A 13,846-nucleotide genomic window follows, 5' to 3' on the forward strand; every position below is an offset into this window, starting at 1 on the left:
TGAAGGGGATGCGATGAAGGGGATGCGCCGCTACGTGGTGCCGCTGCTGGCGCTGGCCGCCGTCCAGGCGGTCGGGGTGCTGCCGGCGGCGGCGGACGGGATGCCCACGCCGGTGCCCGGCCCGGTGGAGCCGGTCGAACCGATGGAGCCGATGGAGCTCGCGCCCGCACCGTCCGCGGAGTCGAGCCCGGGGACGCGGACCGTCGGCATCAGGCTGCTCGACGCCCCGGAGGACCGCCGGGCCGACCCCCGGGCTCAGGCGTACATCGTCGACCACCTCGCGCCCGGCGCGACCATCGAGCGGCGGGTGGAGGTCAGCAACCAGTCGTCCGAGCCGATGCACGTCGACGTCTACGCGGCGGCGGCCGGGATCACGAAGGGGCAGTTCGCGTTCGCGCCGGAGCGCACCCCGAACGAGCTGACCGGCTGGACCTCGCTCGACACCTCGGGACTCGACCTGGCCGCCCACGAGTCGGCGCAGGTGCGCGCCGTGATCCGGGCGCCCGGGGACGCCGCGGCCGGCGAGCGGTACGGCGTGATCTGGGCGCAGACCGGCCCGTCCCCGGACCACGCGCACAACCTGAAGATCCTGGGCCGGGTGGGCGTGCGGATGTACGTCGACGTCGGCCCGGGCGGTGAGCCGGCCTCGAACTTCGAGATCGAGCAGGTCACCCCGGCGCGGGGCCGGGACGGGCGGGCGGAGTTGCACGCCCGGGTCCACAACACGGGCGGACGGGCCCTGGACGTCGGCGGGGCGCTCGCGCTCCTGGACGGGCCGGGTGGGCTGCGGGCCGGGCCGTTCTCGGCGAAGACCGGCACCACGCTGGCCCCGGGCGAGCGCGGGGAGGCGGTCGTCCCGCTGGACCCGCGGCTGCCGGAGGGCCCGTGGACGGTGCGGCTCACGCTCCGCAGCGGCCTGGTGGAGCACGCCGCGGACGCCACCGTCACCTTCCCGGCGGCTCCCGGCGGCACCGGGCCGGCGGTCACCGCGTCGGCCGCCGAGCCGGGGAGCCTGCCCACGTCGGTGGTCGGCGGGCTGTCCGCGGTCGGTCTCGCCGCCGGGAGTCTGCTGTTCCTCAGGTACCGCCGCCGGCACCGCCGTTGACGGTTCGGGGAGGCGAGGCGAAGCCGAGGGCCGTGGCCCTCGGCTTCGCTCCTTGTCCAAACGGATCGTCGGGTCGTGGCGGCTGACATAGTCTGCCGCCACAGGGGTGATCCTCGTTCGGGGATCCGCGGGCCGGGGGGAACCGGGCCCGTGTGGGGCTATCGGAAGTGAAGCAATGGCGTCCGGAACTGTCGTGTCGTCGTCTTCCGTCCGGCTGCGCGGGGGCGACGACGGCCCGCCGGCCGGGTGGCGCGGGGTCAACTGGCCGCGGCTGCTGCCGTGGGGCCTGGCCGCCGGGTTCTTCGTGTTCTACGCGCTGTTCTGCCTGCGCCGCCACGGCCTGCTGCTGACCACCGGGTACGACCTGGGGATATTCGAGCAGGCGGTGCGCGGCTACGCCCACGCCGGGATGCCCGTCACCCCGCTGAAGGGGGACGGCTTCAACCTGCTCGGCGACCACTTCTCGCCGATCCTGCTGGCGCTGGTGCCGTTCTACCTGGTGTGGCCGGCCGCCGAGACGCTGCTGCTGGCGCAGGCCGCCCTGCTGGCGCTGGCGGTGGTGCCGATCTCCCGTTGGGCGCAGCGGGAGTTGGGGCCGGCGGCGGCCGTCGCGGTGGCGCTCGGGTACGGGTTCTCCTGGGGCGTCGGGTCGACGATCGGCTTCGACTTCCACGAGGTGGCGTTCGCGGCGCCGCTGCTGTCCTTCTCGGTGGTGGCGCTGGCGGAGCGGCGCTGGGCGGCGGCGGCGGCCTGGGCGGCGCCGCTCTGCCTGGTGAAGGAGGACCTCGGGATCACCGTCGCCGTGATCGGCGGCTGCATCGCCTGGCGCGGGGCACGGCGGATCGGGGTGGCGACGGCGCTGTTCGGCCTGCTGGCCACCGCGCTGGAGCTGCTGGTGCTGCTGCCGGCGATGAGCCCCAGCCACGCCTACAACTACTGGGACAACATGGAGAGCGCGCCGGGTGCCCAACCCGGCCTGCTGGAACGGCTGTTGTCGGTGCCGGGGCACCTGCTGACGGCCACCGTCGAGGGACGGCTGCTGTTCTTCCTGCTGGTGCCGACGCTGCTGCTGGCGGTGCGCTCGCCGCTGCTCCTGGTGGCCGTTCCGACGCTGGCCTGGCGGCTGCTCAGCAAGAACCCGGCGTACTGGGGCACCAACTACCACTACAGCGTGGTGCTGATGCCGATCGTGTTCGCCGCCTTCGTCGACGTGCTGATCCGGCTGCGCGCCGCGAAGCCGCACTGGGGCCGGTGGGCGACGGCGCCGTTCCTGTGCGGCAGTGTGGCGGTGACGGCGGTGCTGTTCCCGCTCTTCCCGATGGCGTCGGCGACCGACGCCGGTTTCTGGCGCAGTTCGGCGCACGTGCGGACGGTGCAGTCGGTGCTGGCCGACATACCGTCCGGCGCGCGGGTGGCGGCCGGCAACCGTCTGGTGCCCCAACTGACCGGCCGCTGCACGGTGTTCGAGTTCGGCTGGCCGAACGACTGGCGCACCGCGGAGTGGGTGGTGGTGGACACCCGCAATCCGATGGGCTGGCCGCTGAACGGCGCGCAGGAGACCGCGGAGATAGCCCGGCTGCGCGCGGACGGCTTCCGGACGGTCCGGGAGGACGAGGGTGTCCTGCTGCTGCGCGCGCCCTCGTCCGAGGGACGCTAGCGAGGGCCGTAGTGGCATGCGGAAGGGCCCGCCACCGATCCGGTGGGCGGGCCCTTCTGGTGTCCGTGCGGAGGATCAGGCCTCGTCGGCCGGGCCGTCCTCGCCGTCCTTGTCGTCCTCGACCTGCTCCTGCAGGCCCAGGCGCTCGACCATCCACTGCTCGAAGCCGACCGCGGCCTGCGTCCAGTTGGCGGTGGTGCCGACGAAGTACTCCAGGCTGACGCCGTTGCCGACGATCATCTGGGACTCGCCGATCAGGCGGACCACGCCGTCCTCGTGGGTGTGGGTGTAGACCTTGGGCCACAGGGTCTCGCGGTTCCACTCGTCGATCAGGTCGAGGATCTCGCCCTTCTTCTCGAGCGGGAAGGAGCGGTCGTAGAAGGCGCGGACCGCGAACAGCTCCTTGTGCTCACCGCGGAACATGTAGTAGACGCGGAAGTTCTCCCAGGGGGCGGTGAGGTCGCCCTCCTCGTCCACGACGTGCTTGAGCTGCATCTGGTCGAGCAGCTGGGCGACCAGGTTCTGGTCCGGGACGATCACCGGCGGCGGCCCGGCCGGAGCGCCACCGGGCTGCCCGCCCTGCGGCGGCTGCGGCAGGCCGAAGGACGGGATGGACGACGGGTCGATGCTCACGGGGATGTCCCTTTCACGGTGCACAAGGTCGGCTGCCGATGGGGGGCCGCCTTCTCATGCCCCCATCCTGCCTCATTCGGAGGCTGCGGCACAGAGTGACATCGGGGTGTTCCCGCCTGGTCCCGCACGGTGTGCAGACGCCGGCGGGCGGAGCCTCGGAGGGAGGCTCCGCCCGTCGGCGGACGTCACTTGACCAGCGAGGGCTTCGGGCCGACGCTGAGCCGGTCGTTCGCCTCGTCCCGGTCGACGAGCACGGTGTCGCCGTCGTGGACGCGGCCGGAGAGGATCTCCTTGGCGAGCTGGTCGCCGATCGCGGACTGCACCAGGCGGCGCAGCGGGCGGGCGCCGTACGCCGGGTCGTAGCCGGTCAGCGACAGCCAGTCCCGGGCGGCGGGGGTGACGTCCAGGGTGAGCCGGCGCTCGTGCAGGCGGCGGGCCAGGGCGCCGATCTGGAGGTCGACGATCCGGCTGAGCTCGGCGGTGCCCAGCGGCTCGAAGACCACGATGTCGTCGAGCCGGTTGAGGAACTCCGGCTTGAAGGACTGCCGGACGGTCTCCAGCACCAGCTCCTTCTTGCGCTCCTCCGGGGTGGCCGGGTCGACCAGGAAGGCGGAGCCCAGGTTGGAGGTGAGGATCAGGATGGTGTTGCGGAAGTCGACCGTGCGGCCCTGGCCGTCGGTGAGGCGGCCGTCGTCCAGCACCTGGAGCAGCACGTCGAACACCTCGGGGTGGGCCTTCTCGACCTCGTCGAGCAGCACCACGCTGTACGGGCGGCGGCGGACCGCCTCGGTGAGCTGGCCGCCCTCCTCGTAGCCGACGTACCCGGGCGGGGCGCCGACCAGGCGGGAGACGGAGTGCTTCTCGCCGTACTCGCTCATGTCGATCCGGACCATCGCCCGCTCGTCGTCGAACAGGAAGTCGGCGAGGGCCTTGGCGAGTTCGGTCTTGCCGACGCCGGTCGGGCCGAGGAACAGGAACGAGCCGGTCGGGCGGTCCGGGTCGGCGATGCCGGAACGGGTGCGGCGCACCGCGTCGGACACCGCCTGGACGGCCTCCCGCTGGCCGATCAGGCGCCTGCCCAACTCGTCCTCCATGCGCAGGAGTTTGGCGCTCTCGCCCTCCAGCAGCCGGCCGGCCGGGATGCCCGTCCAGGAGGAGACCACGTCGGCGATGTCGTCCGGGCCGACCTGCTCCTTGACCATGGTGGTGTTGGGCTCGTCCGCCGCGCGGTCCTGGGCCTCCGTCAACTCGCGCTCGGCGGCCGGGATTTCGGCGTACATCAGCTTGGAGGCGCGCTCGAAGTCGCCGTCGCGCTGGGCGCGGTCGAGGGCGCCGCGCAGGTCGTCGAGGCGTTCCTTGAGCTCGCCGACCCGGTTCAGCGACTTCTTCTCCTGCTCCCAGCGGGCGTTGAGGGTGCTCAGCTGCTCCTGCTTGTCGGCGAGGTCTCGGCGCAGGCGGCCGAGGCGCTCGACCGAGGCCGGGTCGGACTCCTTGTCGAGCGCCAGCTCCTCCATCCGCAACCGGTCGACGGCGCGCTGGAGTTCGTCGATCTCGACCGGGGAGGAGTCGATCTCCATCCGCAGCCGGGACGCCGACTCGTCGACCAGGTCGATCGCCTTGTCGGGCAGGAAGCGGGAGGTGATGTACCGGTTGGACAGCGTGGCGGCGGCGACCAGCGCGGCGTCGGTGATCTCCACCTTGTGGTGCGCCTCGTAGCGGCCCTTGAGGCCGCGCAGGATGGCGATGGTGTCCTCGACGGTGGGCTCGCCGACCAGCACCTGCTGGAAGCGGCGCTCCAGGGCCGGGTCCTTCTCGATCCGCTCGCGGTACTCGTCCAGCGTGGTGGCGCCGACCATGCGCAGCTCGCCGCGGGCCAGCATCGGCTTGAGCATGTTGCCCGCGTCCATCGAGGAGTCGCCGCCGGCGCCCGCGCCGACCATGGTGTGCAGCTCGTCGATGAAGGTGATCACCTGGCCGTCGGAGTCCTTGATGTCGTTCAGGACGGCCTTCAGGCGCTCCTCGAACTCGCCGCGGAACTTCGCGCCGGCGACCATCGCCGCCAGGTCGAGCGCGACCAGGCGCTTGCCGCGCAGCGACTCCGGCACGTCTCCGGCGACGATGCGCTGGGCCAGGCCCTCGACCACGGCGGTCTTGCCGACGCCGGGCTCGCCGATCAGCACCGGGTTGTTCTTGGTGCGGCGGGAGAGCACCTGCACGACCCGGCGGATCTCCTGGTCGCGGCCGATCACCGGGTCGAGCTTGCCGTCCCGCGCGGCCTGGGTGAGGTCGGAGCCGTACTTCTCCAGGGCCTTGTAGCTGCCCTCCGGGTCCGGCGAGGTGACCCGGGCGCTGCCCCGGACGTCCTTGAACGCGGCGAGCAGGGCCTTCGGGGTGGCGCCGTGCTTGGTCAGCAGATCGGCCACCGGGCCGCCCTCGGCGGCCAGGCCGACCAGCAGGTGCTCGGTGGAGACGTACTGGTCGTCGAGGTCGGCGGCGCGCTTGCCGGCCTCCTCCAGCACCGCGAGGGTGTCGCGGGCGAGCTGGGGGGCGGCGACCGTGGAGCCCTGGGCGGCGGGCAGCGCGGCGGCCTGCCGGCGGGCCTCGACGGCGATCGGCGCGGCGTCCGCCCCGACGGCCTTGAGCAGCGGGCGGGCCAGGCCCTCCGGCTGCTCCAGCAGCGCCAGCAGGATGTGCACCGGCTTGACGTCGGGATTCCCCGCGGCGCCGGCCTGGCGGATGGCGGAGGACAGGGCCTCCTGCGTCTTGCTGGTGAACTTACTGGCGTCCACTGCGGGCAAACCCCTCTCGTCTTCGGGACAACTCGAACCTGCTGACTACAGCATGCACTAAGTTGAGTCTATTCCGCTCAACTTTTTTTGGACGGTCTCCCGGTCGGTCGCCCGAAGGGTCGCCCGGGCGTCGGCCCGCGGGTCAGCCCGAGCAGCAGCCGGGCCGGTCCGGCCGGGCGCTGGCCCGCGGGCCAGACCGCGCGCAGCGGGCGCTGGAGCTCCAGGCCGGTCAGCGGGACGGCGACCAGCCGCCGGGTGGCGAGTTCCTCGGTGACGGCCAGCTCGCTCAGGCAGACCGGGTCCGCGCCGGTCATCGCGGCGGCCTTCAGCGCCGTCGAGGAGGCCAGCTCCAGCCGGGGCGCGGCCGCCCCGCCGTACGGGGCGAGCGCTTCTTCCAGCACCTCCCGGGTGCCGGAGCCGACCTCGCGCAGCACCAGCGGGGTGGCGGCCAGTTCGGCGCCGGTGACGGGGGTGCGGCGGCGGGCCCAGCGGTGGTCGGGGGAGACCACCACCACCAGCCGGTCCGCGGCCACCACCGCGCCGGACAGGCCGGGCGGGGTGGAGGTGCCCTCGACGAAGCCGAGGTCGGCCTCGCCGGCCAGCACCCGGGCGGCGACGTCCGCCGAGTTCGCGGTGCGCAGGGTGACGGCGGTGCCCGGGCTGGCCTCGTTCAGGGCGAGCAGCCAGCCGGGCATCAGGTACTCGGCGACGGTCAGGCTGGCCAGCACCCGCAGCCGGGCGTCGCGGCGTTCGCGCAGCGCGTCGATGCCGGCGTCCAGCGCCTGTGCGGCCTCGACCACCTGCCGGGCCCACTCGACCACCAGTCGCCCCGCCTCGGTGGGCCGGGAGCCGCGCGGCGAGCGCTCCAGCAGGGCGACGCCGATCTGCCGCTCCATGCCCTTGATCCGGGCGCTGGCGGCGGGCTGGCTGACGCCCAGTTCGGCCGCGGCCCGGCCGACGCTGCCCAGCCGGGCCACCGCGAGCAGCAGCTCCAGGGCGCCGAGTTCCGGGACGTGCGGGGAGAGAGCCATAGGCCCAGGCTATGTCCTCATAGCGGACGCCTCGCTACCGCCGTCCCGGCCGCCCGACGAGGGTGGTCGGTATGGCAACACTCACCGCCGGGCGCACCCGCCTCAGCACCCTCGACCTGTCTCGGCTCGGGCCCAACTGGTACGCCGCCGTGATGGGCACCGCGATCACCGGCAACGGCGCCGCCGCGCTGCCGATCGACCTGCCGGGCCGGCTCGCCCTCGCCGAGGCGGTGTGGACGCTGTCGCTGCTGTTGCTGGTCGTGCTGCTGGCGGCCCGGGGCGTGCACCTGGTGCGCCACCGCGAGCAGGCCCGCCGCACCCTGTTGGAGGACCCGTCCGCCGCGGTGTTCTACGGCTGCCCGCCGATGGCGCTGCTGGCGGTCGGCTACGGCGCGCTCGCGGTCGGCGGGCCGGTGCTCGGGGCCCGGGCCGGGCTGGCGCTGGACGTGCTGCTGTGGAGCGCCGGGACGCTGTACGCGCTGGCGGTCGCCGCCGGGCTGCCCTACCTGATGATCACCCGGCACCGGCTGTCCGCGCTGGAGGCCAACCCGACCTGGCTGCTGCCGGTGGTCGCCCCGATGGTGGCCGCCGCGCTCGGCCCCGCGCTGGTGCCCCACCTGCCGGAGGGCGCGGCCCGGCAGGCACTGCTGTACGGCTGCGTGGCGATGTTCGGGGCGAGCCTGCTGGCCACCCTGGTGCTGCTGCCGGTGGTGTTCGGCGGTCTGGTGCACAGCAAGCTGCCCGCGGTGGTGCTCACCCCGTCGCTGTTCCTGGTGCTGGGCCCGCTCGGCCAGTCCACCACCGCCGTCCACCAGTTCGCGGACGCGCTGCCGCTGGCGCTGCCCGGCACCGGGCCGCAGGGGGTGGCGGTGGCCCGCGGCCTGGCCGAGGTGTACGGCGTCGCGGTGATCGGGTTCGCGCTGCTCTGGCTGGCGGTGGCGCTGGTCGCCAATCTGCGGGCGCTGCGCGCCGGGATGCCGTTCGCCATGACCTGGTGGGCGTTCACCTTCCCGGTCGGCACGCTCGTCACCGGCACGTCGGCGCTGGCCCGGCACACCGGGTTCGACGGGTTCACCGTGCTCGCCGTCGCGCTCTGGCTGCTGCTGTGCACGGCCTGGGCGGTGGCCTCGGCGCGCACGTTCGCCGGGTTGCGGGCCGGTCGGCTGCTGTGAGCCGGGCCAGTCGGGGCAGTCGAGTGGCGAATCGGAGCGGGGGATTCGGCGTCGGCCATTCCGGATCGGTGGATTTGGCAAAGAGTTGTCGAATTCTCGGATCGACCAGTGACATTCCGGTGCCTCGCGACGCTACCGCCCGAGCGCCCCGCCGGAATCGGACGAATGCCTGGTCGGAGAGGGGGGCATTGCGGTGAAATCCGGGATTCCGGTCCTGCGGGCGGGCGGTTTGCTGCAGGTTCCTGCACTTGCGGAAACCTGCAGCCGGAGACCACTTGTTCGATGTTCCCCGCGCTGTGAGGGTGTAGTCACGTCAAGTCGTCCCGGGCCGCCGCAGCCCGAGTCGGCGACTTGCTCTTCGCGTGGGGGCGACAGGTGCGTTCGTATCTGCGCAACGGGGGGAAGAGCACCGGTCCGGACGCCATGTGTGGTGATGGCGGAAGGACCGCGATCGGTGAGGCGTTGCTGCTCCGCCTCGCCGAAAGCGCCTTGACGCTTGGCGTAACACGAGCGGGTCCTCCGGGATCCGGGTGCCCGGCACCCGCCCCGGAGGACACGCCCGTACGCGGGGACTCCCGCCGTCGAGCCGGACGGCCCTGCTGAGATCATCGTCCGCAACGGAGGAAGACGGCAGGAGAGCTCGACGTGGCTGCGGACCACCCGAAGTCCGACCCGGACGACACACTGCCGGAGGACGACGCCGCCAGGCTGTATCTGGCCATCCTGGCCGCCGGCGGCCGTATCCCACTGGACGACCCGGCGCTGCCCGGCTCCGACTTCGCCCCCGAACGCCAACAGGCGCTGCTGGAACAGCTGGTGGCGGTCGGACTGGTGATGCCCAACCGGATCGACGACTGCTACGTCGCGGTCAGCCCGCGCGCCGTCGCCGAACGCCTCGGCGCCGACCTGCGCGCCCAGGCCACCCGGCTGCTGCTCGACGCCGACCGGCTGCCCGCCGCCCTCGACCCGCTCGCCCGCGCCTACGACGCCGTCCCCCGGCCCGCCGACCGGGCCCGGCAGGCGGTCTACGTGGACGGCCAGGAGAGCATCCGGCTGCGGATCGCCCAGCTGGTCTCCGACTGCCGGCTCGAACTGCTCAGCGCCCAGCCCGGCCTGCGCCCGCCCGCCGTCCTCGAACTCGCCCACACCCAGGACCAGTTGATGCTCCGGCGGGGCGGCACCATGCGCACCCTCTACCAGCCGGTCGCGCTCACCGAGGACAGCGCCGTCCGGCACGCCACCGCGATGGCCGAGCAGGGCGCCCAACTGCGCGTCCTGGACGAGTCGTTCCTGCGGATGATCGTCATCGACCGGCGGATCGCGGTGATCCCCGCCGCCGACGACCACAGCCGCGCCGCTTTCGTCGAGGACCCCGCAGCCATCGCCTACCTGGTGGCCGGCTTCGAACGCGACTGGGCCCGCGCCGACCAGGTCCACTGGCACAGCCTCGACGGCCGCACCCTCACCCGCGCCGTCACCCACCGGGTCGGCCGGCTGCTCGCCCAGGGCCTCACCCAGCGCGCCGTCGCCTCCCGACTGGGCCTCTCCGAACGCACCGTGGCCGGCCACATCTCCCGGCTGCGGGACCTGCACAACGCCCAGACCCTGTTCCAGCTCGGCTGGCTGATGAGAGGCGGTGGACGTGGCTGACCCCGCCCCCCTGCCCGCCCCGGTCGACGACCGTGCCCGGTGCCTCTACCTGGAGATCCTCGAAGCCGGCGGCCGGATCGCCGTCGACCGGATCGCCGACCCGCAGCGGCCCGCGCTCGACGAACTGCTCCGCACCGGCCTGCTGATCCCCGACGGCCCGGCGGGCAGCTACCTGGCCGTCGACCCGCGCCTGGTGGCCGAGACCCTCGGCACCGAGATGAACACCGAGGCCGCCCGCCTGCTCAACCGGGCCGAACGCCTGCCCGGCCGCCTCGACCCGCTGATCGCCGCCTACGAGAGCCACGCCCGGCCGATCGAACCCGCCAGCTGCGACGTCCAGGTGATCGGCCGCGAACAGATCCGCCGGCGGATCGCCCAACTCGTCGCCGACTGCCGCGAGGAGGCCCTCACCGCCCAGCCCGGGGAGCTCCTCCCCGGCGTCCTGGAGGCCTCGTTCCACCAGGAGCTCCCGGTGCTGCGGCGCGGCTGCCGGATTCGCACCCTGTACCGGCCCCGGCTGCTCGCCGACCCCTCCGCGATCCGCTATGCCGCCGCCTTCACCGAGGCCGGCGGCGAGATCCGGCTGCTCGACGAACCGTTCCGGCGCGCCATGGTCTTCGACCGGTGCACCGCCGTCGTCCCCGCCGTCGAGGACCACAGCCGGGCCGCGCTGATCCTCGACCCCGCCACCGTCGCGACGATCGTGGCCGGCTTCGAACGCGACTGGGCCCGCGCCGAACGCGTCCGCTGGGACCTGCTGCTCCGCACCGCCCCCACCCGCACCGCCGCCGACCAGATCGCCCGCCTGCTCGCCGCCGGACTCACCCAGCGCGCCGTCGCCACCCGCCTGGGCCTCTCCGAACGCACCGTCGCCGCCCACATCGCCCGCCTGCGCGAGCAGTACGAGGCCGAGACGCTGTTCCAACTCGGCTGGCTGATGCGGGAAGGCGGCGGCCGTGACTGAGCCGGGCGCCGTTCCCCCGACCGACCGCGAGAAGGCGCTCTACCTGGCCGTGCTGGCGGCAGGCCGGGTCTCGATGCGCGAGGTGATGGAGCAGGACGCGGCGGCGGCCGCCCGGCTGCTGGAGCTCGGGCTGCTGACGTACTACCAGTTGGACAGCTGGGTGGCGGCCGTCGATCCGCGCACGGCCGCCGTCCGGCTCGGCGCCACCCTGCGGGAGCACGCCACCGGCCTGTTGGCCCGGGCCGACCGGGTGACCACCGGCCTCGGCGAGTTGGCCGAGTCCTACGACGGCGCGCAGCGACGCACCGAAGCGCGCCCCGGAATCGTCCACCTGAACAGTCCCGAACAGATCCGCCACCGTCTGCTGATGATCGAGGCCGACTACCGGGAGGAGGGCCTGGCGGCCCAACCCGGACCGCGCCTGCCCGAGCACCTGGTCGACAACGCCCGCACACACGCGGCGCTGGACCGCGGAGCCGTTGTCGAGGTCCTCTACCAGCCGGTCGCCCGGTACGCCACGCACACCGTTGCCTACGCTGCCGATGCCACCGACTGGGGCGTCCGCGTACGGGTCCTGGACGAGCCGTTCGCCCGGATGATGATCTTCGACCGGCAGGTGGCGGTCATTGCCGCCTCCACCCGGAGCCTCGCCGCCGCCTTCGTGGACGACCCCGTCGTGATCGACCACCTGGTCGGCGTCTTCCAACGCGACTTCGCCCGCGCCGTCCGCGTCCCCTGGCGCGACCTGGCCGGCCGACAGCTGCCCGAAACCCCGCACCGTATCGCCGAGTTGCTCGCCACCGGCCTCACCCAGCGCGCCGTCGCCAGCCGCCTCGGCCTCTCCGAACGCACCGTCGCCGCCCACATCGCCCGCCTGCGCGACCGCTACGACGCCGAGACGCTCTACCAGCTCGGCTGGCTGATGCGGGACGGTGCCCGGTGACGGCCATGACCGAGCTTCCCACCGCCGTCGAGAAGGCCCTCTACCTGGACGTCCTCCGGGCTGGCCGGGTGTCGATGCGGGAGCTGACCGAGCAGGACCCCGCTGCCACCGCCCGGCTCCTCGACCTCGGCCTGCTCGTCCAGTACGTCGACCAGGGCTGGGTCGCCGCCGTCGACCCGCGTGCGGTCTCGGCCCGACTCAGCGCGGCCCATCGTGGCGCCGCCGCAGACCTGCTGGCCCGCGCCGAACAGGCCGCACTCGCCGTCGAGGACCTCGCCGACTCCTACGACACCGCCCAGCGCCGCTCCGGGCCGGACCCGCAGATCACTCATGTCCACGGCCTGGAGCAGATCCAGCATCGTCTGCTCGCCTTCGAGGCCGACTTCAGAGAGCAGGTGCTGGTTGCCCAGCCCGGCTTCCGGCCGCCCGAAGCCCTCGGCAACATCCGGATGCGCCGGGCCATGGAACGCGACGTGCTGGCCGACATCCTCTACCAGCCGATCTCCCGTCGAACTCCCCACACTGTCGCCTACGCGGCCGTCGCCATCGGCTGGGGCGTGCGCCTGCGCGTCCTGGACGAGCCGTTCGCCCGGATGATGATCTTCGACCGCAAGGTCGCGATCATCTCCTCCTCTGTGGACAATCGCACCGCCGCCTTCATCGAGGACCGGGCCGTGGTCGCCCACCTGGTCGACGTCTTCCGGCGCGACTTCGAGCGCGCCGAACGCGTCCCCTGGCAGATGCTGGACGGCGCCGAACTCCCCGAGGTGCTCCGCCGGGTGGCCGAGCTGCTGGCCGAGGGGCTTACCCAGCGGGCGATCGCGTCCCGGCTCGGCGTCGGCGAGCGGACGGTGGCCGCCCACATCTCGCGGCTGCGTGAGCGGTACGGCGTGCAGACGTTGTTCCAGCTGGGCCAGCTGATGCGGGACGGTGCCCGTGGCTGACCGGCTCCCGGACGAGAGTGAGCGGGCGCTGTACCGCCATGTGCTGGAGCAGGGCGGGCGGGTGATGTTCCGTGAGGCGATGCAGCAGAATGCCGCCGCGACGCTGCGGCTGGTCGAGCTCGGGCTGCTGATCCACCATGTCGTCGACGAGTCGCTGAGCGCCGTCAACCCGCGGTCGGTGGCCGACCGGCTGAGTGCCGATCTGCGGGAGGCGGCGATCCGCAAGCTGGCGAGCTCGCAGCGGACCCCGGCCCAGCTGGAGGACCTGGCGCACGCCTACGACCAGGCCCCGCGCCGCCCCGACCGGGCGCACGCGGTGGAGCGGGTGAACGACCGTCAGCAGATTCGGCACCGGATCTTCCAGATCGAGTCCGAGATGCACGAGGAGACGCTCGCCGCCCAGCCCGGCGGCGCCCGCCCGATCGGGCAGATGCGGCAGGCCCTGGCCCGCTCGCTGGCCTTCCTGGACCGCGGCATCGGCATGCGCACCCTCTACCAGCCGGGCGCGCTCACCGACCCGCCCACCGTCGACTACGCGGCCACGGTCGCGTCCGGCGGCGAGCGGATCCGCGTCCTGGACGAGCCGTTCCGGAAGATGCTGATCTTCGACCGGCGGATCGCGATCATCAGCGCCTCGCCGGACGACAACCAGGCCGCGTTCGTCGAGGACCCGGCCGTGCTGGCCACCCTGGTCGACCTGTTCGAACGGGACTGGGCGCGGGCCGCCCGGATCGACTGGCACGCCCTGGCCGGCCGTCCGCGCGGCACCGGCGTCCCCAAGGAGGTCGGCGCGCTGCTCGCCCAGGGCCTCACCCAGCGCGCCATCGCCTCCCGGCTCGGCCTGTCGGAGCGGACGGTGGCCGCCCACATCGCCCGGCTGCGCGACCTCTACGATGCGGAAACCCTGTTCCAGCTCGGCTGGCAGCTGCGCGGAGCGCCGGAATGACCGATCGGAACC

The 13,846-nt window shown here is 73.3% G+C and carries 11 protein-coding genes; 8 read left to right on the forward strand and 3 right to left on the reverse strand.

From position 1 onward, the window contains the following. Positions 1–13 precede the first annotated feature (13 nt). Both ACFV4P_RS20110 and ACFV4P_RS20115 read left to right on the forward strand, forming a co-directional pair. Positions 14–1,105 carry a peptidase gene (locus ACFV4P_RS20110; protein ID WP_380472914.1) on the forward strand — a complete coding sequence of 364 codons (1,092 nt, stop codon included), beginning with the start codon at positions 14–16 and terminating at the stop codon, positions 1,103–1,105. Between the two features lie 193 nt (positions 1,106–1,298). Then, on the forward strand, positions 1,299–2,762 hold the full coding sequence (locus tag ACFV4P_RS20115) for a DUF2079 domain-containing protein (RefSeq protein WP_380472917.1): 1,464 nt from the start codon (positions 1,299–1,301) through the stop codon (positions 2,760–2,762). 75 nt (positions 2,763–2,837) lie between these two features. Here the strand turns inward: ACFV4P_RS20115 and ACFV4P_RS20120 are convergent, their stop codons facing one another. The 3 genes from ACFV4P_RS20120 to ACFV4P_RS20130 all read right to left on the reverse strand — a co-directional run bounded on the left by ACFV4P_RS20120 (position 2,838) and on the right by ACFV4P_RS20130 (position 7,215). Then, positions 2,838–3,395: a YbjN domain-containing protein gene (locus tag ACFV4P_RS20120; RefSeq protein ID WP_380472919.1), complete on the reverse strand. Its 558-nt coding sequence runs from the start codon at positions 3,393–3,395 to the stop codon at positions 2,838–2,840. A 185-nt stretch (positions 3,396–3,580) separates the two neighbouring features. Then, the gene (gene clpB, locus ACFV4P_RS20125; protein ID WP_380472921.1) at positions 3,581–6,184 is read right to left on the reverse strand and encodes an ATP-dependent chaperone ClpB; all 2,604 of its coding nucleotides are present in this window, start codon (positions 6,182–6,184) and stop codon (positions 3,581–3,583) included. A 77-nt stretch (positions 6,185–6,261) separates the two neighbouring features. After that, positions 6,262–7,215, reverse strand: coding sequence for a LysR family transcriptional regulator (locus ACFV4P_RS20130; RefSeq protein WP_380472924.1), 954 nt, complete (start codon positions 7,213–7,215; stop codon positions 6,262–6,264). A 71-nt stretch (positions 7,216–7,286) separates the two neighbouring features. Between ACFV4P_RS20130 and ACFV4P_RS20135 the strand changes: the two genes are divergently transcribed. The 6 genes from ACFV4P_RS20135 to ACFV4P_RS20160 all read left to right on the forward strand — a co-directional run bounded on the left by ACFV4P_RS20135 (position 7,287) and on the right by ACFV4P_RS20160 (position 13,834). Further along, positions 7,287–8,387, forward strand: coding sequence for a TDT family transporter (locus ACFV4P_RS20135; protein ID WP_380472927.1), 1,101 nt, complete (start codon positions 7,287–7,289; stop codon positions 8,385–8,387). Positions 8,388–9,032: 645 nt separating this feature from the next. After that, entirely contained in the window at positions 9,033–10,037 is a 1,005-nt protein-coding gene (locus tag ACFV4P_RS20140; protein ID WP_380472929.1) for a LuxR family transcriptional regulator, read from the forward strand. Further along, entirely contained in the window at positions 10,030–11,001 is a 972-nt protein-coding gene (locus ACFV4P_RS20145; RefSeq protein WP_380472931.1) for a LuxR C-terminal-related transcriptional regulator, read from the forward strand. Before ACFV4P_RS20140 ends, ACFV4P_RS20145 begins: the two co-directional genes overlap by 8 nt. Further along, the gene (locus ACFV4P_RS20150; RefSeq protein WP_380472933.1) at positions 10,994–11,944 is read left to right on the forward strand and encodes a LuxR C-terminal-related transcriptional regulator; all 951 of its coding nucleotides are present in this window, start codon (positions 10,994–10,996) and stop codon (positions 11,942–11,944) included. Before ACFV4P_RS20145 ends, ACFV4P_RS20150 begins: the two co-directional genes overlap by 8 nt. Before the next feature lie 5 nt (positions 11,945–11,949). Beyond that, the gene (locus ACFV4P_RS20155; RefSeq protein WP_380472936.1) at positions 11,950–12,888 is read left to right on the forward strand and encodes a LuxR C-terminal-related transcriptional regulator; all 939 of its coding nucleotides are present in this window, start codon (positions 11,950–11,952) and stop codon (positions 12,886–12,888) included. After that, positions 12,881–13,834 (forward strand): LuxR C-terminal-related transcriptional regulator, encoded by a 954-nt coding sequence (locus tag ACFV4P_RS20160; RefSeq protein WP_380472938.1) that lies wholly within the window; start codon positions 12,881–12,883, stop codon positions 13,832–13,834. Before ACFV4P_RS20155 ends, ACFV4P_RS20160 begins: the two co-directional genes overlap by 8 nt. Positions 13,835–13,846 lie beyond the last annotated feature (12 nt).

This window comes from Kitasatospora sp. NPDC059795 (genome assembly GCF_042732175.1).
In the GTDB taxonomy this organism is placed as follows: domain Bacteria; phylum Actinomycetota; class Actinomycetes; order Streptomycetales; family Streptomycetaceae; genus Kitasatospora.